23 protein-coding genes are annotated in these 23710 nt (G+C 71.1%); 12 read left to right on the top strand and 11 right to left on the bottom strand.

The window, feature by feature from the left end; genetic code table 11:
- Positions 1-13 precede the first annotated feature (13 nt).
- The 3 genes from ACIA5G_RS50105 to ACIA5G_RS50115 are packed head-to-tail and all read right to left on the bottom strand — an operon-like array spanning position 14 to position 2123.
- The gene (locus tag ACIA5G_RS50105) at positions 14-397 is read right to left on the bottom strand and encodes a RidA family protein (RefSeq protein WP_395936978.1); all 384 of its coding nucleotides are present in this window, start codon (positions 395-397) and stop codon (positions 14-16) included.
- Positions 397-1155, bottom strand: coding sequence for an IclR family transcriptional regulator (locus ACIA5G_RS50110; protein ID WP_395936980.1), 759 nt, complete (start codon positions 1153-1155; stop codon positions 397-399). The genes ACIA5G_RS50105 and ACIA5G_RS50110 overlap by 1 nt, the downstream gene beginning before the upstream one ends.
- Positions 1152-2123, bottom strand: a complete 972-nt coding sequence (locus ACIA5G_RS50115) for a sugar kinase (RefSeq protein WP_395936982.1) — start codon at positions 2121-2123, stop codon at positions 1152-1154. The genes ACIA5G_RS50110 and ACIA5G_RS50115 overlap by 4 nt, the downstream gene beginning before the upstream one ends.
- 128 nt (positions 2124-2251) lie before the next feature.
- On the opposite strand from ACIA5G_RS50115, the gene ACIA5G_RS50120 reads away from it, so the two are divergent.
- From ACIA5G_RS50120 to ACIA5G_RS50155, 8 genes are read left to right on the top strand one after another with little or no spacing between them, the layout of a single operon-like run.
- Entirely contained in the window at positions 2252-3535 is a 1284-nt protein-coding gene (locus ACIA5G_RS50120; protein ID WP_395936984.1) for an amino acid deaminase, read from the top strand.
- Positions 3535-5130, top strand: coding sequence for an amidohydrolase family protein (locus tag ACIA5G_RS50125; protein ID WP_395936986.1), 1596 nt, complete (start codon positions 3535-3537; stop codon positions 5128-5130). The genes ACIA5G_RS50120 and ACIA5G_RS50125 overlap by 1 nt, the downstream gene beginning before the upstream one ends.
- A complete protein-coding gene (locus ACIA5G_RS50130; RefSeq protein ID WP_395936988.1) occupies positions 5127-6515 on the top strand; it encodes a GntP family permease in 1389 nt (462 codons plus the stop codon). The genes ACIA5G_RS50125 and ACIA5G_RS50130 overlap by 4 nt, the downstream gene beginning before the upstream one ends.
- 48 nt (positions 6516-6563) lie before the next feature.
- Positions 6564-7691, top strand: a complete 1128-nt coding sequence (locus tag ACIA5G_RS50135; RefSeq protein ID WP_395936990.1) for a lactonase family protein — start codon at positions 6564-6566, stop codon at positions 7689-7691.
- A gap of 25 nt (positions 7692-7716) precedes the next feature.
- The gene (locus tag ACIA5G_RS50140) at positions 7717-9000 is read left to right on the top strand and encodes an extracellular solute-binding protein (protein WP_395936991.1); all 1284 of its coding nucleotides are present in this window, start codon (positions 7717-7719) and stop codon (positions 8998-9000) included.
- Positions 9000-9944: a carbohydrate ABC transporter permease gene (locus ACIA5G_RS50145; protein ID WP_395936992.1), complete on the top strand. Its 945-nt coding sequence runs from the start codon at positions 9000-9002 to the stop codon at positions 9942-9944. The genes ACIA5G_RS50140 and ACIA5G_RS50145 overlap by 1 nt, the downstream gene beginning before the upstream one ends.
- Entirely contained in the window at positions 9935-10789 is an 855-nt protein-coding gene (locus ACIA5G_RS50150) for a carbohydrate ABC transporter permease (RefSeq protein WP_395936994.1), read from the top strand. The genes ACIA5G_RS50145 and ACIA5G_RS50150 overlap by 10 nt, the downstream gene beginning before the upstream one ends.
- Before the next feature lies 1 nt (position 10790).
- The gene (locus ACIA5G_RS50155) at positions 10791-12161 is read left to right on the top strand and encodes a beta-N-acetylhexosaminidase (RefSeq protein WP_395936996.1); all 1371 of its coding nucleotides are present in this window, start codon (positions 10791-10793) and stop codon (positions 12159-12161) included.
- On the opposite strand, the gene ACIA5G_RS50160 is transcribed toward ACIA5G_RS50155, so the two are convergent.
- Positions 12162-13916 carry a M64 family metallopeptidase gene (locus tag ACIA5G_RS50160; protein WP_395936998.1) on the bottom strand — a complete coding sequence of 585 codons (1755 nt, stop codon included), beginning with the start codon at positions 13914-13916 and terminating at the stop codon, positions 12162-12164. It lies immediately after the preceding gene.
- A gap of 63 nt (positions 13917-13979) precedes the next feature.
- On the opposite strand from ACIA5G_RS50160, the gene ACIA5G_RS50165 reads away from it, so the two are divergent.
- The gene (locus ACIA5G_RS50165) at positions 13980-14627 is read left to right on the top strand and encodes a hypothetical protein (protein ID WP_395937000.1); all 648 of its coding nucleotides are present in this window, start codon (positions 13980-13982) and stop codon (positions 14625-14627) included.
- Between the two features lie 4 nt (positions 14628-14631).
- On the opposite strand, the gene ACIA5G_RS50170 is transcribed toward ACIA5G_RS50165, so the two are convergent.
- Both ACIA5G_RS50170 and ACIA5G_RS50175 read right to left on the bottom strand, forming a co-directional pair.
- Positions 14632-15300, bottom strand: coding sequence for a response regulator (locus ACIA5G_RS50170; protein ID WP_395937002.1), 669 nt, complete (start codon positions 15298-15300; stop codon positions 14632-14634).
- Positions 15297-16901, bottom strand: coding sequence for an ATP-binding protein (locus ACIA5G_RS50175; RefSeq protein WP_395937004.1), 1605 nt, complete (start codon positions 16899-16901; stop codon positions 15297-15299). The genes ACIA5G_RS50170 and ACIA5G_RS50175 overlap by 4 nt, the downstream gene beginning before the upstream one ends.
- A gap of 127 nt (positions 16902-17028) precedes the next feature.
- Here ACIA5G_RS50175 and ACIA5G_RS50180 point away from each other — a divergent pair, with 127 nt between their 5' ends.
- Positions 17029-18381 carry a cation:dicarboxylate symporter family transporter gene (locus ACIA5G_RS50180; RefSeq protein ID WP_395937006.1) on the top strand — a complete coding sequence of 451 codons (1353 nt, stop codon included), beginning with the start codon at positions 17029-17031 and terminating at the stop codon, positions 18379-18381.
- 99 nt (positions 18382-18480) lie between these two features.
- On the opposite strand, the gene ACIA5G_RS50185 is transcribed toward ACIA5G_RS50180, so the two are convergent.
- Positions 18481-18882 carry a winged helix-turn-helix transcriptional regulator gene (locus tag ACIA5G_RS50185; RefSeq protein WP_395937008.1) on the bottom strand — a complete coding sequence of 134 codons (402 nt, stop codon included), beginning with the start codon at positions 18880-18882 and terminating at the stop codon, positions 18481-18483.
- Positions 18883-19002: 120 nt separating this feature from the next.
- Between ACIA5G_RS50185 and ACIA5G_RS50190 the strand changes: the two genes are divergently transcribed.
- A complete protein-coding gene (locus tag ACIA5G_RS50190; protein WP_395937126.1) occupies positions 19003-20418 on the top strand; it encodes an MFS transporter in 1416 nt (471 codons plus the stop codon).
- An 86-nt stretch (positions 20419-20504) separates the two neighbouring features.
- Here ACIA5G_RS50190 and ACIA5G_RS50195 read toward each other — a convergent pair whose 3' ends face one another.
- From ACIA5G_RS50195 to ACIA5G_RS50210, 4 genes are all read right to left on the bottom strand, one after another.
- A complete protein-coding gene (locus tag ACIA5G_RS50195) occupies positions 20505-20948 on the bottom strand; it encodes an SRPBCC family protein (RefSeq protein ID WP_395937010.1) in 444 nt (147 codons plus the stop codon).
- A 4-nt stretch (positions 20949-20952) separates the two neighbouring features.
- Positions 20953-21669, bottom strand: coding sequence for an anti-sigma factor family protein (locus tag ACIA5G_RS50200; RefSeq protein ID WP_395937012.1), 717 nt, complete (start codon positions 21667-21669; stop codon positions 20953-20955).
- Positions 21666-22220: a sigma-70 family RNA polymerase sigma factor gene (locus ACIA5G_RS50205; protein ID WP_323331623.1), complete on the bottom strand. Its 555-nt coding sequence runs from the start codon at positions 22218-22220 to the stop codon at positions 21666-21668. The genes ACIA5G_RS50200 and ACIA5G_RS50205 overlap by 4 nt, the downstream gene beginning before the upstream one ends.
- Before the next feature lie 146 nt (positions 22221-22366).
- The gene (locus ACIA5G_RS50210; protein ID WP_395937014.1) at positions 22367-22885 is read right to left on the bottom strand and encodes a hypothetical protein; all 519 of its coding nucleotides are present in this window, start codon (positions 22883-22885) and stop codon (positions 22367-22369) included.
- 222 nt (positions 22886-23107) lie between these two features.
- Between ACIA5G_RS50210 and ACIA5G_RS50215 the strand changes: the two genes are divergently transcribed.
- Positions 23108-23707, top strand: a complete 600-nt coding sequence (locus tag ACIA5G_RS50215) for a fibronectin type III domain-containing protein (protein WP_395937016.1) — start codon at positions 23108-23110, stop codon at positions 23705-23707.
- Positions 23708-23710 lie beyond the last annotated feature (3 nt).

Genomic DNA, 23710 nt, shown 5'->3' on the forward strand with positions numbered 1-23710 from the left:
CCCACCCGAGGGCTCAGTCCAGCACGCAGAGCACGTCGATCTCGACGAGCAGCTCGCCCGGGAGGCCGACGTACACCGTCGTGCGGGCGGCGTGCGGCGCGTCGCCGATCAGCTCGTTGTAGACCTCGTTGAACGGCGCGAAGTGCGCGGTGTCGGTGAGGTAGACGCGCACCATGATCGCGTCGGCCAGGCTCGAACCCGCTTCCGCGAGCACGGCTTCGATGTTCTTGAACGTCTGCCGCGTCTGGCCCGCGACGTCGTCGCCGACGATCTGGTTGGTGGCCGGGTCGAAGGCGACCTGGCCGGCGACCTGCAGCAGGTTCCCCTTGCGGACGGCCTGCGAGAACTTCGCCGGCGGCTTCGGCGCGTTCTCGGTGGAAACTGCCGTCTTGCTCATCAGTGCCCCTTTCCGTTCTCCGTCCATCCACTGTGGACGGAAGCTTCCGTGGTGGCGGCCCGCAGCTCGGGCACCAGCGCGAGCAGGCCTTCGTGGTCGAGCAGCACCTTCGGCACCGACATCGACGCGGCGGCCAGCACCTCGCCGTCCGCGCCGCGCACCGGCGCCGCGATGCAGTGGATGAAGTCCTCGTGCTCGGCGTTGTCGACGGCGTACCCGAGCCGGTCGACGCGGTCCAGCTCGGCGAGGTAGGCCTCGGCCGAGGTGATCGTGTTCGGGGTCAGCACCGGGTATTCGATGGACCGCGCGATCTCCGCACGCTTCGCCGCGGGCATCGCGGCGACCAGCACCTTCCCCACCGCAGTGCAGTGCAGCGGCGCGCGCTTGCCGACGCGGGAGTACATCCGCACCGAGTGGCGGCCTTCGTACTTGTCGATGTAGACGACTTCGCCGTCGTCGTAGCTCGCGAGGTGCACGGTGTGCCCGGTGCGGGCGTTGAGCGCGGCCAGCGCCGGCTGGGCGCTGCGGCGGACGTCGATCGAATCGAGGGCCTGGTTGGCGAGGTCGAACATCGCGCTGCCCAGCCGGTAGTAGCGGGTGCCTTCGCGGCGGACGAAGTGGTGCTGTTCGAGGGTGCGCAGCAGCCGCAGCACCGTCGACTTGTGCACGCCGATCTCTTCGGCGAGGTCGTCGAGGGTGCGCGCGTCCTTCGCGATCGAATTCAGCAACGTCAGCGCGCGGTCCAGACTTTGACTCAAGCGAGCACACCCTCTCCGGTCAGCCGCGCCGAACGCCACTCGTCCGGGTCCGCGTGCAGCAGGCTATCGACGACCGTGCGCGGCAGCGGCACACCGACGTCGTCGTGGGTGAGCAGGGTGGCGGCGGCCTGCAGGTGCCCCTGCCGCAGCCGGGCCAGGGGCTCGGCGCCGCGCAACGTCGCGGCCAGGAAACCGGCGGCGAACGCGTCGCCGGCGCCGACCGGTTCGACGACGTCGACCTGCAGCGCCGGGGCGAACAGCGGTTCCCCTTCGACCAGGGTCGCCCCGCGTTCCCCGTGCTTGACGACGAGCGTGCGCGGGCCGGGCAGCAGCGCGCGCAGTTCGGCCGGGTCGCCGGTCCCCCACACCCGCTGCGCCTCGTCGTCGCCGGTCAGCACGATGTCCGCCTGCCCGGCCAGGTCCGCGAGCAGGCGGGGGTCCCGGCCGGTCCAGAGCGCGGGCCGCAGGTTGACGTCGAAGGAGATCAAGCGGTCGCCGCGGGGCAGGTCCAGGAGCGCCCGGACCAGCGCGAGGCAGCTTTCGGACAGCGCGGGCGTGATGCCGGACAGGTGCAGCACGCGGACACCGTCGAGGTCGAGCCGGTCCAGCAGCGAAGGACCCATCCCGGACGCCGCGGAGCCGGCCCGGTAGTAGCGGACCGGGCTGCCGCCCGCGCCGCTTTCCTTGATGTAGAGCCCGGTCGGGCGCGCCGGATCGACGTAACACGCGCCGACGTCGACGCCCGCGGCGCTGATCTCCCGCAGCATCGCGCGGCCGAACGGATCGTCGCCGACCGCGCTCACCCAGCCGCTCGGCACCCCCAGCGCCGGCAGGTGGCAGGCCACGTTCGACTCGGCGCCGCCGATCGTGCGCAGCCACTGCTTGACCTGGTCCGGCGGGCCGGGTTCGGCGGGCACGAACAGCGCCATCGTCTCGCCGACACAGAGCACCTCGGGCCCGCTCGTCACTTTCCGTCTCCCCTGTCCATCTTCCCGTTGACCTGTGCCGACCCGGATGCTACACCTATGGCACTCAAAATGCGCAACAGTCGTTGCAACATACGCAACCGAGGTCGCCGCCGATGAATGTTTGCCAGATGGATGCCACCGCGCTCGACGCCCTCCGCCAGGAGCGGATCGACTGGCGGTTCCGCTCGGCTGCCCCCGCCCTGACCGGGCTCACCCTCGCCGAAGCCGCGGGCCGCCGGCTCAACCTGTTCACCGACGGTTTCTTCGCCCCCTTCGTCGTCCTCGACGAAGAAGCGCTCGAACACAACCTGCGCACGATGGCCGCGTGGTGCGCCGCCCGCGGCGTGGTGCTCGCCCCGCACGGCAAGACGACCATGGCGCCGCAGCTGTTCGCCCGCCAGATCGAGCACGGCGCCTGGGGCGTCACCTGCGCGAACGCCGGTCACCTCCGGATCTACCGCGCGTTCGGGGTGTCCCGGATCCTGCTGGCCAACCAGCTTCTCGACCCGAGCGGCCTGCGCTGGCTGGCGGCCGAGCTGGCCGCGGACCCCGCGTTCGAGTTCGTCTGCTGGGTGGACTCGGTCCGCGGCGTCGAGCTGATGACCGAGGCCCTCGAAGGCAGCGAGCGGCCGGTCGACGTCCTCCTCGAACTGGGTGCCGACGGCGGCCGCACCGGAGTCCGCGACACCGCGACCGCGCTGGCCGTCGCCGAGGCGGTGCACGCGAGCCCGGTGTTGCGGCTGCGTGGCACCGGCGGCTACGAGGGCGCGCTCTCGCACGACACCGACGAAGCCGCGCTCGCCAAGATCAGCTCCTATGTGGACGGTCTGCGAAACCTCGCGATCACGTTCGCCGACAAGGGCATGCTCGACGGGCAGATCATCGTCACCGCCGGCGGCAGCGCGTACTTCGACCAGGTCGCCAACGAACTCACGAAGCCGTGGCCGGACGGCCTCGACGTGCTGCCGGTGCTGCGCAGCGGCGCGTACGTCACCCACGACGACGGCTTCTACCGCGAGATCTCCCCACTCGGCGACCACCCGCGCATCACCGGCGTCGACTCGTTCCGGCCTGCGCTCCGGGCGTGGGCGCAGGTGACGTCGAAGCCGTCGGACGAACTCGCGCTGCTGACCATCGGCAAACGTGACGCGTCGTTCGACGAAGGCATGCCCGAGCCGCAGCTGCGCCGCACGCCGAACGGCCCCGCCGAGGCCCTCGAAGGCCACGTCGTCGCGAAGATGAACGACCAGCACGCGTTCCTGACCCTGCCCCCGGGGTCGCCGGTCGAGGTCGGCGACTGGATCGGGCTCGGCCTCTCGCACCCGTGCACGGTGTTCGACAAGTGGCCGCTGCTGCCGGTGACCGCGGCCGACGGCGAAACCGTCGTCGACCTCGTCCGGACGTGGTTCTGATGGACGTCGTCTTCCGCGGCGCCCTGGTCGCCGACGGCACCGGTGACGCGCTCACCCGCCACGACGTCGGCATCACCGGCGGGCGGATCGCCAGCGTCGCCGAGGCGGGCTCGCTGGCCGGGCGGCGGAACATCGACGCCGACGGCCTGGTGCTCGCGCCCGGGTTCATCGACATGCATTCGCACTCCGACCTGCAGCTGCTGGCCAACCCGGACCACCCGGCGAAGATCACCCAGGGCGTCACGACCGAGGTCCTCGGCCAGGACGGGCTGTCGTACGCGCCGGTCGACGACGCCGTCCTCGAAGCGCTGCGGCAGCAGCTCGCGGGCTGGAACGACGACCCGGCGGGCTTCGACTGGAACTGGCGCTCGGTCGGCGAGTACCTCGACCGCCTCGACCAGGGCATCGCCGTCAACGCGGCCTACCTCGTGCCGCAGGGCACCGTCCGGATGCTCGCCGTCGGCTTCGACGACCGCCCGGCCACGGACGCCGAGCTGGCCCGGATGAAGGACCTCGTCGCGACCGGCCTGGCCGAGGGCGCGATGGGCATGTCGTCCGGGCTCACCTACACCCCCGGGATGTACGCCGGCACCGGTGAGCTGGTCGAGCTGTGCAAGGTCGTCGGCGAGGGCGGCGGGTTCTACAGCCCGCACCACCGCAGCTACGGCAAGGGTGCGCTCGAAGCGTTCGCCGAGATGATCGACGTCTCCCGCCGCTCGGGCTGCCCGCTGCACCTGGCGCACGCGACGATGAACTTCTCGGTCAACAAAGGCAAAGCGCCCGACCTGCTGAAGCTCCTGGACGACGCGCTCGACGACGGCTGCGACATCAGCCTCGACACCTACCCGTACCTGCCGGGCGCGACCTACCTCTCCGCGCTGCTGCCCAGCTGGGCCACCGAAGGCGGGCTCGACGCCACCCTGGCCCGGCTGTCCGATGTGGACACGCGCGAGCGGATCCGGGCCGAGATCGAAGAGTCCGGTTCGGACGGTGCGCACGGCGTCCCGATCGACTGGGACGCCATCGAGATCAACGGCGTCCGCAACGATCGCAACAACCACCTGGTGGGCCACAGTGTCGCCGGTTCGGCGCGCGCCGCCGGCGTCGAACCGGCGGCACTGTACTTCGACACGCTCCTGGACGAACGGCTCGGCACGTCGTGCCTCATGCACGTCGGGCACGAGGAGAACGTCCAGGCGATCATGCGGCACCGCACCCACACCGGCGGCAGCGACGGCCTGCTCGTCGGCGCGCGGCCGCACCCGCGCGCCTGGGGCACGTTCCCCCGCTACCTGGCCCGGTACGTCCGCGAACTGGGCGTGCTGGACCTCGCCGAGTGCGTCGCCCACCTCACCGGGCGGGCCGCCCGGCGGCTGCGGCTGACCGACCGCGGGCTCGTCCGCGCCGGGTACGCCGCGGACCTGGTGCTGTTCGACCCCGAGGCGGTCGCCGACACCGCCACCTTCGACCACCCGCGGCAGGCCGCCGCGGGGATCACCCACGTGTTCGTCAACGGCGTCGCCGCCCTCGACGACGGCCGTCCCACCGGCGCCCTTGCCGGTGCGTCCCTGCGCAATCCCGGGAGAACCCGATGATCCACTGGCTGCAACACACCACGGGTGGCCTGCTCACGCTCGCCGCCGTCTCGATCGCCGTCCTGCTGGTGCTGATCATCAAGCTCAAGCTGGAGCCGTTCATCGCGCTGATCGTCGTCGGCCTGCTCACCGCGCTGGCCGCGGGCCTGCCGGTCGGCACGATCGTCGGCTCGGCCCAGAAGTCGGCGGACTCCTTGCTGGAGAAGGGGTTCGGCAGCATCCTCGGCCACATCACGGCGATCATCGGGCTGGGCACGATCCTCGGCTCGATCCTGGAACGCTCCGGTGGCGCCAGGGTGCTCACCGGCGCGCTGCTGCGCTCGTTCGGTGAAAAGCGCGCGCCGCTGGCGATGGGCCTCGCCGGGTTCATCTTCGGCATCCCGGTGTTCTTCGACATCGGCATCTTCGTGCTGGCCCCGCTCGTCTACGTCGCGGCTAAGCAGGGCGGCCGCTCGCTGGTGCTCTACGCGATGCCGCTCATCGCGGGCCTGTCGATCACGCACGCGTTCCTGCCGCCGCACCCCGGTCCGGTGGCCGCGGCGGGCCTGCTGCACGTCGAGCTCGGCTGGATCATCCTGATGGGCCTGGCCTGCGGCATCCCGGCGTTCCTCATCGGCGGTGTGCTGTACGCGACCTGGATCGGCAAGCGCATCAACGTCGGGGTGCCCGAGGAAATGGTCATCGCCGAGGACGAGGGTGAGCACGACGAGAACCCGCCGTCGCTGGGCCTGGTCGCCGGGATCATCGCGGTGCCGCTGGTGCTCATCCTGGCCGGCACGTTCGGCAGCATCTGGCTGCCGAAGGGCTCCGCGCTCGCCGGCGTCGCCGCGTTCATCGGCACCCCGGCCGTGGCCCTGACCGTCGCCGTCCTGCTCGCGTCCTGGCTGCTGGGCCTGCGCCGCGGGCTCACCGGCAAGGACCTCAACGAGCTCGCGGCCAAGTCGCTGCGGCCGGTCGCGATGATCCTGCTGGTGGTCGGCGCGGGCGCGTTCTTCGGCGGGGTGCTTTCGGCGACCGGGATCGGCAAGGCCGTGGCCGACTCGCTGCACGACGCCGGGCTGCCGGTGATCATCGCGGCGTACGTGATCAGCTGCGGCATGCGCATCGCGCAGGGCTCGGCGACCGTCGCGATCGTGACCACGTCGACCATCCTCGGCCCGGCCGTCGCCCAGCTCGGGTATTCGCAGATCCAGCTGGCCCTGCTGGTGATGGCGATCTCGGCCGGCTCGATCATCGCTTCGCACGTCAACGACGGCGGGTTCTGGATCGTCTCGCGCTACTTCAACCTTTCGGTGACGCAGACGATCAAGTCCTGGACCGCGCTGGAAACCGTGCTTTCCGTTTCCGGATTCGCGGTTTCGGCATTGCTCATGGCCGTGGTCTAGACCATACTGGAGGGAAGCCGCCGCCCGAACCGTTGGGAGACAAAGACGATGACCGGACTTTCCCGTCGCACGTTCCTCGGCGCCGCTGCCGGTGCGAGTGCTGCCACCGTTCTCGGCGCGCAGTTCGCTTCGGCGGCGACCACGGCCAAGGGCTGCATCGCCGGAGCCACCGTGTACATCGGCAGTTACACCAGCGGTGCGGACGGGCACGGCCTCGACGTCTCGAGCCGGACCGGCGCGACCCTGAACCCCGTCCGCACGGTGCCCCGCATCACCGACACGTCGTGGTTCGACCACAGCGCCGACGGAAAGACGCTGTACGTCACCAATGAAGGCGATCCGAGCGGCTTCGTTTCGGCGCTGAACATCACCGACGCCCCGAATCCGAAGCTGCTCAACAAGGTTTCGTCGAAGGGTGGCGCGCCGACGCACCTGAGCGTGCACTCGAGCGGGAAGTACGTGCTGGCCGCGAACTACAGCTCGGGCAGCGTCGTCGTGCTGCCGATCCTGGCCGGCGGCAAGCTCGGCGCGGCGACGGATCTGGTGACGCACCGGGCCGATTCCGGGCAGGCCCACGCCCACCAGGTGGTCAACGACCCGACCGGGCGCTGGGTGCTGTCGGTCGACCTCGGCGCCGACTCGGTGTACGTCTACTCGCTCGACGTCGCGACCGGGAAGCTGGCGTTGCACCAGCAGCTGAAGCTGCCGGCCGGCGCCGGGCCGCGGCACCTCGCGTTCGACAAGACCGGGAAGTTCGCCTACGTGCTGCAGGAGCTGCGGCCGGAGGTGACGGTGACGAGCTGGGACGCCGCCACCGGCACGCTGAAGGCGCTTTCGGTCGTCCCGGCCGTGCCGCCGGGCAGCACCGGCGACCTGTTCCCGGGTGAGATCATCCTGTCCCGGGACGGGAAGTTCGCCTACGCCACCGTCCGCGGGCCCAACACCCTGGCGACGTTCTCCGTCGCCGGTGCGACGCTCGAGCTGGTGTCCACTGTGTCCACCGGCGGCAACTGGCCGCGGCACGTGGCGCTCGACCCGGCGGAGAACTGGTTCTACGTCTCGAACCAGCGTTCCGGCACCGTCACCTGGCTGCCCCGCGACCCGGCCACCGGCCTGCCCGGCGCGGTTGCCGGCAGCCTTGCCGTCGGCAGTGTCAACTCCGTCTACTTCGCCTGACCCCAGGCCGCACTGGAGGATCCCCATGAGACTGCGCCGCACCCTGCCCGTCGTCGCCGGGCTGGCCCTGCTGGCCGGCTGCGCGCCCACCCAGTCCGCGCCCGCGGGCACCGGCGGGGACGAGAAGACCGGCACCGTCCGCGTCTGGCTGTTCGACGAGGCCAACCGCGCGCCGAAGGAGGCCGCGGTCAAGGAAGCGATCACCGAGTTCAAGGCGGCGCACCAGGGTGTCGAGGTCGACGTCCAGTGGGTGCCGGTCGAGGGGCGCGCCGACAAGTTCTCCGGCGCCTTCACCGACCCCGCCAGCGCCCCGGACGTCGCCGAGTTCGGCAACACCGACGTCTCCAGCTACGCCGCCACCGGCGCACTCGCCGACCTGACCGGCGACCTCGCGTCGTGGGGTGAGGGCAAGGACCTCCTCCCGACCGTGCTGGAGACGGCGAAGTCCGGCGGCAAGACCTACGGCCTGCCCTGGTACACCGGCATCCGCGCGTTGTACTACCGCACCGACGTCTTCACCGAGCTCGGCCTGAAGCCGCCCACGACGCTCGCCGAGCTGACCGACGCCGCCCGCAGGATCCGCGCGGCCAAGCCGGACCTCTACGGCATCGCCGTCGGCGGCAAGTACACCTATGCGATGCTGCCGTTCCTCTGGGCCAACGGCGGTGAGCTGGCGCAGCAGAGCGACGGCAAGTGGAAGTCGGCGGTGACCGGCGAGCAGGCCAAGGCCGGCGTGACCCAGTACGCCAACCTGCTCAAGGACGACATCTGCCCGCCCGCGCAGTGCGCGAACCTGACCGGCACGCAGAGCGTCACGGCGTTCGCCGGCGGCAAGGCCGGGATGACCATCGGCGGCGACTTCAACCGCAAGGCCGTCGAGCAGGGCGCGGTCAAGGGCAAGTACACGATCGTGCCGCTGCCGGGCATGACGTCGGGCAGTGTCGCCCCGGCGTTCGCCGGCGGCAACCTGCTCGGCGTGTTCGGCGCGAGCAAGCACCGCGGCCTGGCCCTGGAGTTCATCGAGCTGCTCGGTGGCGCGAAGTACCAGGAGAAGATGTACACCGCGATGGGGAACCTGCCCACGCTCGGCAGCGTGCAGCAGAAGCTCGCCACGAACGACCCGTCCCTCAAGGCGTTCGTCGACACCCTGAAGGCGGGCACGAAGTTCGTCCCGGCGACCCCGGCGTGGTCGAAGATCGACAGCCAGAACGTGCTGCCGACGGCCGTGCAGCAGATCGCGACCGGCGGCAAGGACCCGTCGGCGGCGCTCACCGAGGCCGCCGCGGCGATGGACAAGGCCTTCGGGTAGTGGTCGCACACCAGGTCCGTCCCGTCGCGGCGGCGGCAAAAGCGCCGCGACGGCGGCGGGACGGGCGGGCCGCCGCGCTCTACCTCGCCCCGGCGGGCGTCCTGCTCGCGGCGATGCTGGCCTACCCGATCTACCAGCTCGTCCTGATCTCGTTCTACGACTACGGCCAGCCGCAGGCCGCGGGCAACGCGCCGCTGGTGTTCCTCGGCTTCGCGAACTACGCCGACCTGCTGTCCCAGGCGCAGTTCTGGACGGTGCTCGGCAAGACGGTCGGCTTCGCCGCGGCCTGCGTGGTCGGCAGCCTGATCGTCGGCACCGGGCTCGCCGTGCTGGCCAGCCGCGTGCGCTCGCTCCCCCGGACGCTGCTGTTCCTGGCCGCGCTGGGCGCGTGGTCCACCCCGGCGATCGCCGGCTCCTACGTCTGGCTGTTCCTCTTCGACACCGACTTCGGCCTGGTCAACGAGGTGCTCTCGGGGATCGGGCTGCCGTTCGAGCACCACTCGTGGACCTTCGGCACGCTCGGCGCGTTCGGGCTGGTGGCCGCCGAGGTGATCTGGTGCTCGTTCCCGTTCGTGCTGGTGACGATGTACGCCGGGATCAAGGGGGTGCCCGACGAGGTGCTCGAGGCGGCGTCGCTCGACGGCGCGTCGGTGTGGCGCACGACCTGGGCCGTCGTGCTGCCGATGGTGCGGCCGCTGCTGATGATCGCGACCGTGCAGTCGATCATCTGGGACTTCAAGGTGTTCACCCAGATCTACGTGATGACCAACGGCGGCGGGGTGGCCGGGCGCAACCTCGTGCTCAACGTCTACGCCTACCAACAGGCCTTCGCCGGGCAGGAGTACGGCCTCGGCTCGGCGATCGGAGTCGTGATGACGCTGTTGCTGCTGTCCGTCACCGGGCTGTACGTCCGGTCGCAGCGCCGGAGCGCGGCATGGCTCTGACCGTGCGCCGTCCCGGCCGGCTGATCGCCGAGGTCGTCACGGTGGTGATCGCCGGCGTGGTCGCCTTCCCGCTGTACTGGATGCTGCTGTCGGCGGTGAAACCGCCGGGCGAGATCCAGTCGGCGAACCCGAAACCGTGGACGTTCAGCCCGTCGTTCGAGAGCTTTTCGCGGGTCCTCACCGTGTCCGGCTTCGGGCGGTTCTTCCTGAACAGCCTGGTGGTGGCGCTGGTCGTCGTGGCGCTTTCGCTGCTGTTGTCGTTCCTCGCCGCGGTCGCGCTGACGCGGTTCTCGTTCAAGGGCCGGACCGTGCTGCTGGTGATGGTCCTGGTCGCCCAGATGGTGCCGGTGGAGGCGCTGACCATCCCGCTGTTCTTCCTGATGCGCCAGATCGGCGGGGTCGCGCCCGCCTTCGGGCTGAACGAGCTGGGCTCGCTGGTGCTGGTGCACCTGGCGTTCAGCCTGCCGTTCGCGATCTGGATGCTGCGCGGGTTCGTCGCGGCGGTGCCGGTGGAGCTCGAAGAGGCGGCGAAGCTCGACGGCGCGTCCCGGATGCGGTTCACCTGGCAGATCCTGTTCCCGCTGGTCGCGCCGGGACTGGTCGCGGTCAGCGTGCTCGCGTTCATCCACGCCTGGAACGACTTCCTGTTCGCCAAGACGTTCATCATCTCCAAGACCGAGAACCAGACGCTGCCGCAGGCGATCCTGGTGTTCTTCAAGCCGGAGGACACCGACTGGGGCGCGGTGATGGCGTCGTCGACCCTGATGACGATCCCGGTGCTCGTGTTCTTCGTCCTCGTGCAACGACGGCTGGTGTCCGGCATGGCCGGCGCCGTGAAGGGCTGACATGTCGTTCGAAACCCTGCTCCCCCGCCCGGTTTCCGTAACACCCGCATCGGGTTCGTGCCCGTGGCCGTCCGCGGTGGAAGTCCGGTCCGCTTCCTTGCCCGCGGAGGGCTACCGGCTGGAGATCTCCCCGGACGGGGTCGTGTTGTTCTGCGGTGACGCGGCCGGGGAGGTCTACGGGCGGCAGACCCTGCGGCAGCTCGTGGGCCCGGACGCGTTCCGCGCCGCGTCGATCCACAGTGGACTGACGATGCCGTGCGGTGTGGTCGAGGACCATCCGCGGTTCGGCTGGCGCGGCTGCCTGCTCGACGTCGCCCGGCACTTCCGGACCAAGGCCGAGGTGCTGCGGTTCGTCGACCTGCTGGCCGCGCACAAGCTGAACGTGCTCAACCTGCACCTCACCGACGACCAGGGCTGGCGGTTCGAGGTCCCGTCGTTTCCGCGGTTGACGTCGGTGGGCGGCTGGCGGCCGTCGTCGATGGCCGGCAGCGGGGGCACCCAGGACGGCCGTCCGCACGGCGGCTTCTACACCGGCGACGACCTGCGGGAGATCGTCGCCTACGCGGCCGAGCGGGCCGTCACCGTGGTGCCGGAGATCGACATCCCCGGCCACGCGCGAGCGGCGCTGGCGGCCTACCCCGAACTGGGCACCGAAGAGTCCTACGAGATCTGGACCGCCTGGGGCATCAGCACTTCCCTGCTGGACCCGTCCGAGTCCACATTGGACTTCTTCCGCCGCGTCTTCGACCACCTGCTGGAGATCTTCCCGTCGCCGGTGATCGCCCTGGGCGGTGACGAGACACCGGGGGCGACCGACGAGCACCGCAAGTTCGTCCGGCTGCTGGCCGAGCACCTGGTGGCGCGCGGCCGGACGCCGATGGGCTGGGACGAGGTCCTCGACATCGGCGGTCTCCCCCCGATGGTGATCGGCTCCTGGCAGAACGAGACGGCGGGCCAGCAGGCCGCGGCAGCCGGGCACGACGTGGTCATGTGCCCCGAGCAGCACGTCTACCTGGACCACCGCCAGTCCGCGCACCCGGACGAGCCGATCCCGGTCGGCATGGTCCACACGCTGGAGGACGTCTACGCGTACGAGCCCGCGTTGACCGGCCCGCGGCTGCGCGGTGTCCAGGCGCAGGTGTGGAGCGAGCACCTGGACAGCGTCCGGCGGGTCGACTACATGGCCTTCCCGCGGCTGTCGGCGTTCGCGGAGGTCGCCTGGAGCACCGGGAGCCGGGACTACGCCGAGTTCCTGCCGCGGCTGCGGGACCACCACTTGCCGCGGCTGGACGCGCTCGGCGTCGAGTACCGGCCGCTTGACGGCCCGCACCCGTGGCAGACCCGGCCCGGGGTGCCGGGCCGGCCGCGCTGATCACGGCAGCAGCGTCACCGTGACCGACTTCGTCGGGCCCACGTTGCCCGCCTCGTCGATGGACCGGTATTCGATCCGGTGGCGGCCGTAGCCCGGGGTGCGTTCGGTGAACGGTGACACGGTGAGGCCGTCCGGGCCGAGGTTGCCGTACGCCAGGCCGTCGATCTCCGTGCCGCGCGCGGTGAACAGGTACGGCGCGTTCGCGTCGGTCGGCCAGCCGTAGTACTTGTGCCAGCCGTCGCCGTCGACGCGGAACTCCGGCATGCCGTCGGACGCGGTCAGCCGCATCGTGAACGACCCGTGGAACACGTGGTCCTTCGCGGGCGGCAGCTCGGCCGTGGTCGACGGACCCGCCGCGTCCACCGTCCAGGTCAGCGTGGTGCCGCCCGTCGTCGCGGTGAGCGTGTGCGCCCCGCGTGACTCGTCGAGGGCGAAGTCGGGCCCGCTCCCGACCGGCCTCCCGTCGAGGGCCCAGCGAACCGGCGGGATCGAGCCGGTCGGCTCCCCGGTTTCGACGTGGACGACGTCGTGCCCGCCCACCGGCGCGGCGGTCGGCGTCGAGGCCACCACCGCCGGTCCCCCGGACGGCGGCGTGACCACCGAGGTGTCGACGGTCCAGCTGCGGGTCGAGGTCGGCCGCGCGGCCGGGTCGCGGACGAACGGCGTCGGATCGGTCACCTTCGCCGTCAACGTGTGCTTCCCCGGCTTCACGTGCGCCTTCCGGAGGTCGACCGCCTCCCGGCCGGGCAGCACCACGCCGTCGAGGGTCCAGGTGACGTCGAGGCGGTGGCTGACCGGGTGCATCGGCCGGACCCACACCACCCGGTCGGCGCCGATCGTCCCGGCCGGCGTGCCGCCGCCGACGAGCGGGACCTTCGTGGCGATCCGCTGCGTCATCCGTTCGCGGCCGACCTGGTCGAACGCGTACCCGAGGGTCTTCATCATCGAGTGCTTGCTCGGCCGCCAGACGCCGGTCTGGGTGTACAGGCCGCCTTCGAACCGGCCGATCCGGCCGCCGGACTCGCTCGGCTCACCCAGCCAGCGCCACCACTTCTTGTGCTGGTCACGCAGCTGCCGCTCGGTCAGCAGGGTGTGGTGGATCGAATCGGGCTCGCCGCCTTCGTACGCGCCACCCGGGACGGCGCGGGCGTAGTAGTCGTATTCGTCGTCGAGACCGCCGAGCGAATGCCCCAGCTCGTGCGGCGAGATCAGCGCGGAAAGCGCGTTCCCGCCCGACGCCGTCGCGTAGGTGCCACCGGCGCCGCCGTAGGTGCCGCTGTTGGCGAGGGCGAGGATCTGACGGTTCGCGCGCGTGGTGCCGGGCACGAGGTCGGCGTACCGCTGCGCGGCCGCGTCGTCGACGGTCAGCAGGCGCTGGACGCTCGAAGCGGTGCAGCCGCCCCAGAACCCCATGTTCAGCGGGGTGTCCCGGACCGGTGCGTCGAGCGAGGGGTCACAGTCCACACCGGACTCCGGTGAGGCGATGGACACGGCGTAGACGTTGAAGTAGCTGCGGTAGGACTTGAACGGCTCCAGCGACCACAGCGTGTCGATGTGCCGCTCGACGTCGGCGAAGAACTTCGGCTGCTCGGCGGCGGTGTAGCCGTCGCCGAGCACCACGAGGTTGAACCGCTGCGCGACCGGCCCGGTCACTTGGACGTCGGTGACGGTGGCTGCCGGTTCCGCCGCTTGCGCGGGGTTGGCGAGCCCGAAACCCAGGACGATGGCTGCGACGAGTCCGGCCCACTTCCGCATGCTCCCGGTCTACCGGACGGAGATCACCACCGGAACCGCCGGAAGTCGGACTATCCTCACGGGATGGGGAATCGAGGGGGAATCCTGGCGGTTGCGGCTGCGCTGGCGCTGCTGACCGCGTGCTCGACGCCGGCGCCCGCGCCGGTCGCGCAGACCACTGCTTCGGTGGTGCCGTCGACGACAAAGCCGGTTCCGACGTCCGACGCGCCCGCGCTGGGCCCGGGGCCGGGCTCGCAGCCGAAGACCACACCGCAGCCACCGCCGCCGAACTCGCCGGCCAAGGTGACGTCGGCCTGCCCGTTCTTGGGGGTGACCGAATCGAGCGCCACGATGGGCGTCGTCCTGGACGCCTACGCGGTCGAGGAGGCGACGACCACGCAGCAGGACGCCACGACCTACCACTGCAACTACGCCAGCCGGACCGGCGGCCGGCAGCTGCTCGACCTGTTCGTCACCGTCGTCCCGGGTACCGGGCAGGTCTCGTCCCTGGTCACCGACTGGACGAGGGACTGCAAGGGCCCGGCAAAACCGATCGCCGGAGTGGCCGGCACGACCCGCACGTGCTCCTTGGACGGCACCAACTTCGGCGACGTCATGGTGCTGGTGGTGAAGAAGTCCCACGGCCAGACCCGGGTGGCCGAGCTCTACCTCCGCCCCTTCAGCGCCGAGGTCTACACCAAGCTCGCGCAGCTCCTGACCGACCGGCTGTAAGTCGTCATACGCGGGTGAGGCGGTACCAGACCTCGGGCCGCCCCACCTGGCCGTAGTGCGGCTCGCGGTGGGCCATGCCGTTGTCCGCCAAGTACTCCAGGTACCGCCGGGCCGTGACGCGGGACGCGCCGATCGCGCTCGCCGCCGCGCCCGCGGAGAGTCCTTCCGTGGCGCCGGCCAGCGCGTCGGTGATCGCCTCCAGGGTCTGGACGCTCATCCCCTTCGGCAGCGGCGGCTGCTCGGTCGTGCGCAGCGCGCCGAGGGCGCGGTCGATCTCGGCCTGGCCGGTGACCTCGCCGGAAGCGTCGCGGAACTCGGCGTAGCGCTCCAGTTTTTCGCGCAGGGTGGCGAAGGTGAACGGCTTGAGCAGGTACTGCACCACGCCGACCGACACCGCGGCCTTCACCAGCCCGAGGTCGCGCGCCGACGTCACGGCGATGACGTCGATCGGCACCCCGGCCGCGCGCAGCGACCGGCAGACCGCCAGGCCGTGCGTGTCGGGCAGGTAGAAGTCCAGCAGCACCAGGTCGACCGGCTCGCGCTCGCAGAACCGCAGCGCGTCACCGCCGGAGTGGACCACGCCGGCCACCGAGAAGCCCGGCAGCCGTTCGACGTAGACGCGGTGCGCCTCGGCGGCCACCGGCTCGTCCTCCACCACCAGCACCCGGATCACCGGTCCGCCTCCCGCCGCGGCAGCCGCACGGTGAACACCGCGCCGCCGTCCCGTCCGATGTCGACCGTACCGCCGTAGCGGCGCACCGCCTGCCCGACGAGCGCGAGGCCGAGCCCGTGGCCGTCTTCCGCCTTCGTGGACCAGCCGCGGCGGAAGACGTCGGCGTCGTCGGGGACGCCTGGGCCGGTGTCGGCGACACGCAGCAGCAGCCCGCCTTCCTCGGTGCGGGCGGTGACGACGACCGCCGGCCGGCCGCCGCCGCGCACGGCCGCGTCGATGCCGTTGTCGATCAGGTTGCCGAGGATGGTCACCAGGTCGCGGGCGGCGATGCCGAGATCGGCGTCGTCGATCACGGTGTCCGGCGTGACCGTCAGCTCGACGCCGCGTTCACTCGCCTCGGCCGCCTTTCCCAGCAGCAGTGCGGCAAGCACGGGTTCGGCGACGGCGCCGACAACCCGGTCGGTCAGCTCCTGGGCGAGCGCGAGCTCGGCGGTCGCGAACTCGACCGCCTGTGCCGGTTTGCCGATCTCGACCAGGGAAACGACGGTGTGCAGCCGGTTCGCCGCCTCGTGCGCCTGCGACCGCAGCGCCTCCGCGAGACCCCGGGCGGTGGTCAGCTCCCCGGTCAGCGTCTGCAGTTCCGTGTGGTCACGCAGGACGACGACGGTGCCCTGCGCCCGCCCGCCCGAGCGGACGGCGGAGGTGCCGACCAGCAGCACGCGGGCGTCGGTCAGGTGCAGTTCCTCGGCCCGGTTTTCGGCGGAGGTGAACGCCCGCGCCAGCTCGTCCGGCAGGCCCAAGGACGCCAGCTCGCGGCCGACCGGGTCGGCGTCGAGGCCGAGGAGCGTGCGCGCGCCGTCGTTGCAGAGCCCGATCCGCCCGTCGCGGCCGACGAGCAGCACCCCTTCACGCACCGAGTGCAGCACGGCTTCGTGGTATTCGAAGAGGTTGCTCAGCTCGTCCGGCGCGATCCCGCGGGTCTGGCGCCGCAGCCGGGCGCTGATCAGCCAGCCGCCCAGTGCCCCGACCAGCAGCACCGCACCGGCGACGCCGAACAGCGGCCACAGCCGTTCGCGCAGCTCGGCCGAGATCGCCGCGACGGTGATCCCGACCGCGACCAGCGCGACCACCCGCTGCCCCGGCCCGAACACCGGCACGACCGTGCGCACCGACGGGCCGAGCGAGCCGGTGTAGGTCTCGGTGTGCTCCTGCCCCTGCTGTGCCTGGGCGATCGTGCCGATGTAGTGCTGGCCGATCAGCGCCGGGTTCGGGTGCGTGTAGCGGATCCCGGCCGGGCTCATGATCGTGATGAAGTCGACGTCGGTGTGGGCCTGCACTCGCAGCGCGAACGGCTGCAGCGTGGCGCTCGGGTTCGGCGTCGCCGCCGCGGCGGCGACGGTCGGCGCGTCCGCCACCGCCAGGGCGATCACGCGGACCTGGTCACGCGCGTTCTCGCCGACCGCCTGCCGCGCGTCGAGGTAGGCGAAGGTGATCCCCGCGCCGGCCAGCACGCACAGCACCACCAGCTGCAGCACGAGCAGCTGGCGGGCCAGGCTCCAGCGGAACCGCGACGTCGGGATCACCACCTCATACCAGCACACGGGCACTCCGGTGTCCGAACGGGACGGTGCGTTCGTCGCGCGAACTCAATGAACACAAGTGAGCCGGGTCACCCGAGTGCGCCTACAGTGTGCCGCAACCTGGAACACCCCTGAGCTGGAGGCAACGGTGCCGACCCCACCGACAACCGACGAGACCCCGCGCAAGCGGGACAAGACCCACTACCTGTACCTGGCCGTGATCGTCGCGGTCGCGCTGGGCATCGCGGTGGGCTTCCTGTTCCCCGACTTCGCCAAGGGCCTCAAGCCCCTCGGTGACGGTTTTGTCAACCTGATCAAGATGATGATCTCCCCGATCATCTTCTGCACCATCGTGCTCGGCGTCGGCTCGGTCGCGAAGGCCGCGCAGGTCGGCAAGGTCGGCCTGATGGCGCTGTTCTACTTCATCATCATGTCGACCTTCGCCCTCGCCATCGGCCTGGTCGTCGGCAACATCCTGCACCCGGGCACCGGCCTGCACCTGAACCCGGCGGACGTGAAGAGCGTCCAGAAGTCGGCCACCGGCGCCGAAGGGCCCGTCGAATTCGCGCTGGGCATCATCCCGAAAACACTCGTCTCGGCCTTCACCGAAGGTGAGGTGCTGCAGACGCTGCTGGTCGCGCTGCTCGTCGGGTTCGCGCTCCAGAAGCTCGGCCCCAAGGGCGCCCCGATCCTGCGCGGCATCGAGCACATCCAGCGCCTGGTGTTCCGCGTCCTGGCCATGATCATGTGGGCCGCCCCGATCGGCGCGTTCGGCGCGATCGCGGCCGTCGTCGGCGCCACCGGCGGCGCGGCGTTGAAGAGCCTGGCCGTGATCATGATCGGGTTCTACGCCACCTGCCTGGTGTTCGTGTTCGTCATCCTCGGCGCCGTCCTGTGGATCGGTTCGCGGGTCAACATCTTCAAGCTGCTGCGTTACCTCGGCCGTGAGTTCCTGCTGATCCTGTCGACGTCGTCGTCCGAGTCGGCGCTGCCGCGGCTGATCGCGAAGATGGAGCACCTCGGTGTCAGCAAGTCGGTCGTCGGCATCACCGTGCCGACGGGCTACTCGTTCAACCTCGACGGCACCGCGATCTACCTGACCATGGCGACGCTGTTCATCGCCGCGGCGCAGGACGAGCCGCTGTCGATCGGCGCGCAGATCGGCCTGCTGGTGTTCATGATCATCGCGTCGAAGGGCGCCGCGGGTGTCAGCGGCTCGGGCATCGCGACCCTGGCGAGCGGCCTGCAGTCGCACCGGCCGGAACTGGTCAACGGCGTCGGCTTCATCCTCGGCATCGACCGGTTCATGTCGGAGGCCCGCGCGCTGACGAACTTCGCCGGCAACGCCGTCGCCACCGTCCTGATCGGGAACTGGACCAAGGAGTTCGACCGCGAGCAGGCGCAACGGGTGTTCGCCGGGCACGCGCCGTTCGACGAATCGACACTGCTCGACGAAGACGACGTGAAATCCGAGCCGGAACCCGAAAAGGCCCCGGCCTGACCCCAGAACGTTCGTGCTCACGCCCCCGCTGAGCACGAGCCACGCGGGCCGCGGTGCGAGTTCCCCGACTTCGCACCGCGGCCCGTTTCCATGTCCGCTTCAGCAGGCGGCGTGCCCGTCGTAGACGACGCGCGCCGCGGCGATGTCCTCGCGGTGCCGCTCCGCCCAGCCGAGCAGGCCGCTCAGCGACTGGTACAGCTCCTTCGCCATCGACGTGGCTTCGTACTCCACGCGCGGCGGGACCGTCGGGTAGATCGTGCGCTCCAGCAGGCCGTCGCGCTCGAGGTTGCGCAGCGTCAGCGTCAGCATCCGGCGGCTGATGCCCTCGACCGCGCGCTCCAGCTCCGTGAACCGCACCGGGCCGCGGATGGCCTCCAGGAGGATGCCGATCGCCCACTTGCCGCTGATCCGGTTGATGACCTCCAGCACCGTGCAGACATCGAGTTTCTCCGGGTCGATCTCGGTGACCTGGACAGGTACATCGATGTTCCCCTGGGACATGAAAGTGCCTCCTTCCCGGCGCACCCATGGTCACACATGATGGGCACTGTTACAAGAAGTGCCCTGGCAACGACCAGGGGGAACGCTCGACTGGAGGGCCCCACTGTGCTCGACAACAACGTGGCCGAGAACCACCCCACCCGATCCCGCGGCCTGGCGTTGGCGGTGCTGTGCGCCGCGTCGCTGATGGTCGTGCTCGACAGCAGCATCGTCGCGGTGGCGCTGCCCGCCATCCAGGCCGACCTCGGCTTCACGCCCGCCGGGCTGGCCTGGGTCGTCACCGCCTACCTGGTCGCCTTCGGCGGCCTGCTCCTGATCTCCGGGCGGCTCGGCGACCTGCTCGGCCGCCGCCGCGTCTTCCTCGGCGGGCTCGGCCTGTTCACCGCGTCCTCGCTGGTCGCCGGCCTCGCGGACAACGCCGGCGTGCTGGTCGTGTCCCGGTTCGCCCAGGGTGTCGGCGGCGCGCTCGCCTCGGCCGTGGTGCTGGGCATGATCGTCACGATGTACCCCGAGCCGCGGGCCCGGGCGAAGGCGATCGGCGTCTACAGCTTCACGCAGGCCGCGGGCGCGTCCATCGGGCTCATCGCGGGCGGCGCGCTGACGCAGGCGCTGAGCTGGCACTGGACGTTCTACGTCAACCTGCCGATCGGTGTGGCGGCGTACCTGCTCGCCGTGCGGGTGGTCGAGCCGGACCGCGGCACCGGGCTGCGGGCCGGCCTGGACGTGCTCGGCGCGGTCCTGGTCACCGCGGCCGTCATGCTGGGGGTGTATGCGATTTCAGACTCCCAATGGAGTGCGCTGGCCGTCGCCGTCGTGCTGCTCGCCGCGTTCGTGGTGCGGCAGGCCAAGGCCCGCACCCCGCTGCTGCCGCTGCGGCTGTTCCGGATCCGCGCGGTCACCGGCGCGAACCTGGTGATGGTGCTGATGGTCGCCGGCATGCTCGGCTTCCAGTTCGTCACGGCGTTGTACCTGCAGCAGGTGCTGGGCCTCGACGCGCTGCGCACCGGCGTCGCGTTCCTGCCGGTGCCGCTGGTGATCGCGGTGGCGTCACTGGGATTCGCGGACAAGCTCGCGGCGCGGTTCGGGCCGCGGACGGTGCTGCTGTCCGGCCTCGGCCTGGTGATCGCCGGCCTGCTGCTGCTCACCCGGGTCTCGGTCGAGGGTGCCTACTTCACCGACGTCCTGCCGCCGCTGCTGGTGATGGGGCTCGGCGCCGGCGCGGCCATCCCGGCCCTGATGGGGCTGGCGATGTCCGACGTCGCCCCGGAGGACGCCGGCGTCGCATCCGGCCTGATCAACACGACCCAGCAGGTCGGCGCGGCGATCGGCACGGCGGTGCTGGCTTCGGTGGCCGCGTCCCGCACGGCGAGCCTCGGCTCGGTGGACCACCGCGAGGCGCTGGCGGCCGGCTTCCGGCTCGCGTACGGCGTGAGCGCGGGCTTCCTGATCGCAGCGGTCGCCCTGGGCGGACTGGTGCTCGCGCGCCGGTCCCCGGCTGCCGCGGAACCCGAGGTCTGCGTCGCCGGTCAGGCGTGACCAGAAAGCCGGCACACGTGGTTGAAGGGTCGACACGGCTTCCCCGACCGTGTCGACCCTTCAACCCACCCGAGCCGGCGCTGCACTCACGCCAGGTAGGCGTTCAAGCCGCGGTGACCCCGCCGCATCATCAGCGCGTGGTTCGCGCGGAACAGCGGCCGGGCCACCACGTCGAGCCGTCGCAGCAGCTCCTTGCGGGCCTGGACCTCCTGGGTGATCTCCAGCAGCGTGCCCGCGCCCGCCGCGCGGACCGCGCCGGCCAGGAACCCGTCGAGGTCTCCGGTGAGCCTGACCCGCATCAGGCCCGCCCGCTCGTCCTGGTGGTCCCGGTGCATCCGGACGACCAGCCGGAACGGCAGCCGCGAGCGGCAGACCAGCTCGGCGGTGTCGTCGTCCACCCGGCGCACCGTGCGGACGTCCGACCACCACCGCGGGTAGCCGGCGAGGTCGGTGACCGCGCCGAACACCCGCTCAGGCGCGGTACCGGGCAGCAGCCACGTGCTGCGGAACCGGTAGCGCGCGCCCGTCACCGCGTCACACCTGGGCCGAGACCAGCTTCCGGCCGTCCACCGTGACGATGTCGACCGACTTCACGTCGTCGGGCGCGACCAGCGCGGACCCGTCGAGCGAGAAGCCCTGGCTCTCCCACTTCTCCGACACCTGCCAGCTGCCGGCCGTCACCGCTTGGCCGTCCTTCGTGGTGACCTGCAGCAGGCACTTCTCCCCGGCGTGCACGCCTCGCACCGCGACGTTCACCCGGACCCAGCCCGCGAACGGGCTCACCGACGCGGCCAGCTGCACACCGGTCGTCGGATCGCGCCCTTCGACGCTCTTGGTGCCCGGCACGTCCGTCTGGGGTGCCGGGATCGGCACCGCGACGTCACTCGACGGAGAGGTCTGCCGCCCCACGAGGACACCGCCACCGAGCGCGGCCACCACCAGCACCGCCGCCGCGACCAGGGCCAGGCCCCGGCGTGACGTCGAGCGCACCGGCGCCGCCTGCTCGTCGTCGCGCACCCGGCGCAACGTCTTCTGCAGCAGCAGATCGCCGCCTTCGGGCGGACCGTCGAGGAACGCCTCGGGCGGCACCTCGTCGAGCGACTCGCGCAACGCCACGAGCTCGTTCAGGTCGAACCTGCACTGAGCGCAGGTTTGCAGGTGCCTTCGTTCGAAGTCGGCCGCCTCCGCCGGGTCGAGCGCCCCGAGGGCGTACGCGCCGAGCTGCGTGTGACTCTCGTCCACCGCGTTCACCGCGCCACCTCCGTTCCGCTTCCCGAGATCATCGAGGCTCTGAGAGCCCTGAGTGCGTAGTACGACCTTGATTTCACGGTACCCGGTGCGACGCCCAGTGTTCTCGCCGCTTCGGCCACCGTCCGTCCCCGGTAGTAGATCTCCACCAGGACCTCTCGATGTTCGTTCGAAAGACCGTCCATCGCGCCGAGCACCGTCATCGAGTCGACCACGCCCTGGGCGTGATCGCGCTCGACGGCCGGGGTCGGCACGCCTTCGGCCGGTTCGGCCACCTCCTGTGGCCGGGCCGCCCGGGCACGTGCCCGGTCGGTGACCAAGTTGCGCGCGACGGTCAGCAACCAGCCGCGCACCGAGCCCTTCCCGTCGTTCTGCAGGTCGTCCGCGTGTTTCCACGCTCTTACCAGCGTCTCCTGGACCACGTCCTCGGCTGCCGCCCGATCACCGGTCAGCCTCGTCGCGTAGGCCAGCAGGCTTCGCCCGTGTTCGGCGTACAACTGCCGAATCAGGTCTTCGCCCTTGGCCTTCTTAGGCCGCCTGCCTCCTATGGCCACCCTCGTCCTCCCGACGGTGTTCTGAGTCGTCGAGGACAGTAGTGCAACCCTCAGCTCCACCGGCGGTGCGTGCGTCGAGCGCAGCGCGACCATGGTGTTCATCGGCTGCCCGTCCTTCCTCGTTCTGCCCGGAAAACCGTCGGTGCTCAGTACCCGGAGCCACCGGCCGCGGGTTGCGCCTGGCCGCCCGCGGTGATCTTGCTGCCGTCCGGGGCCACCGCGAACCAGGTGCCGTTGACACCCTGGCCGTTCGCCTGGCCCGCTTGCTTGTCGCCGGCGAACTCGTACAGCGGCCAGCCGTTGAGGGCGAGCTGCTTGCTGCCGTCCTTCCGGGTCAGCGTGGTGACCTGGGTGTCCTGGATGCCCTTGAGCATCGGTGAGCCCGTCCCGGCGAGCACCGGGGGCCAGGCCGCCGCGCATTCGCCGTCACAGTTGGACGTCGGCGGCTGCGAGAGGTCCTTGTCGAACCGGTACAGCGTCTTGCCGTCGACGTCGGTGACCACGGCGCCCAGTCCCGCGGCCGTGGCCGCGGACAACATCACGTGCCCCGGCTGTCCGTGTTCCGGTCCCGCGGCGGCCTCGGAGGCGATGTCACTGCAGGCCGAGAGCGAGGCGACGGCGGCTAGCGCGGCTGCGCCGGCGAGCACCGGCCGGATACGGTTCATGGTGGTTCTCTCCTCGGTGAGGGCGGCACCGCCATCCGGCGGACCTCGACACCTCAGACACGGACGGTGGCCGGGAACGGTTCAGCGGGATTCGCGCGCTTCGGCGCCGAAGCGCGGCCGGATTGGTGCGTCCCGGTGACCGGCACGATCTTGTCGCCGTGCGGGCGGGTTCCTAAGCTGATCACGTCCGCACCGCCGCCCCCGTCCGTCCCGGGAGCCGCCGTGTCCGTGAAACCCCTCGTAGTGGTGGCGCTGCTGGCCGCGGGCTGTTCCCCCGCGCCCCCGCCGGCGCCCGCGTTCACCGCGACCATGACGTCCCCGACGGACGTGGTGCTCCACTGGCCCGACGACGACGCCGGGCACCGCGTCGACTACACGAACGACCCCGCCGGGCCGTGGACGACACTGCGGTTCCTGCCGCCGCACACCACGAGCTACCACCACCCCGACCTGATCCCCGAGACGCCGTTCTACTACCGGGAGCAGCCGTTCTCGGGGCCCGTGTCGGCCGAGACGACCGCGGGCGCACCGGCTTCAGCACCAACACCGGACACGGCTCCGGCGGCCCTGCACGCGGTGCTGTCGGGCGACACGGTGACGTTCACCTGGGCCGACCGCTCGACCGGCGAAGCCGGCTTCCTGCTGGAGATCCGCCGCCCGGGCGAGCCGGGGTTCTCCCCGATCGAGGTGACCGACCCGGACACGACGACGTGCGCCCTGTCCACCCTCCCGGGTGAACAGGGCGCTGCGTATCGCCTGCGGGCGCTGCGCTACGGGCCGCTCTCGCCGGTGGTCCAGCAGACCACCGGCAAGGAGCAGTGACCC

It is taken from the genome of Amycolatopsis sp. NPDC051758 (assembly GCF_044453095.1).
GTDB lineage: Bacteria > Actinomycetota > Actinomycetes > Mycobacteriales > Pseudonocardiaceae > Amycolatopsis.

Excerpts from the sequence above, each read along its gene's own strand:
- ACIA5G_RS50105 (WP_395936978.1), bottom strand. The coding sequence starts at position 397 with ATGAGCAAGACGGCAGTTTCCACCGAGAACGCGCCGAAGCCGCCGGCG.
- ACIA5G_RS50120 (WP_395936984.1), top strand. The coding sequence starts at position 2,252 with ATGGATGCCACCGCGCTCGACGCCCTCCGCCAGGAGCGGATCGACTGG.
- ACIA5G_RS50125 (WP_395936986.1), top strand. The coding sequence starts at position 3,535 with ATGGACGTCGTCTTCCGCGGCGCCCTGGTCGCCGACGGCACCGGTGAC.
- ACIA5G_RS50130 (WP_395936988.1), top strand. The coding sequence starts at position 5,127 with ATGATCCACTGGCTGCAACACACCACGGGTGGCCTGCTCACGCTCGCC.
- ACIA5G_RS50135 (WP_395936990.1), top strand. The coding sequence starts at position 6,564 with ATGACCGGACTTTCCCGTCGCACGTTCCTCGGCGCCGCTGCCGGTGCG.
- ACIA5G_RS50140 (WP_395936991.1), top strand. The coding sequence starts at position 7,717 with ATGAGACTGCGCCGCACCCTGCCCGTCGTCGCCGGGCTGGCCCTGCTG.
- ACIA5G_RS50150 (WP_395936994.1), top strand. The coding sequence starts at position 9,935 with ATGGCTCTGACCGTGCGCCGTCCCGGCCGGCTGATCGCCGAGGTCGTC.
- ACIA5G_RS50155 (WP_395936996.1), top strand. The coding sequence starts at position 10,791 with ATGTCGTTCGAAACCCTGCTCCCCCGCCCGGTTTCCGTAACACCCGCA.
- ACIA5G_RS50160 (WP_395936998.1), bottom strand. The coding sequence starts at position 13,916 with ATGCGGAAGTGGGCCGGACTCGTCGCAGCCATCGTCCTGGGTTTCGGG.
- ACIA5G_RS50165 (WP_395937000.1), top strand. The coding sequence starts at position 13,980 with ATGGGGAATCGAGGGGGAATCCTGGCGGTTGCGGCTGCGCTGGCGCTG.
- ACIA5G_RS50185 (WP_395937008.1), bottom strand. The coding sequence starts at position 18,882 with ATGTCCCAGGGGAACATCGATGTACCTGTCCAGGTCACCGAGATCGAC.
- ACIA5G_RS50210 (WP_395937014.1), bottom strand. The coding sequence starts at position 22,885 with ATGAACCGTATCCGGCCGGTGCTCGCCGGCGCAGCCGCGCTAGCCGCC.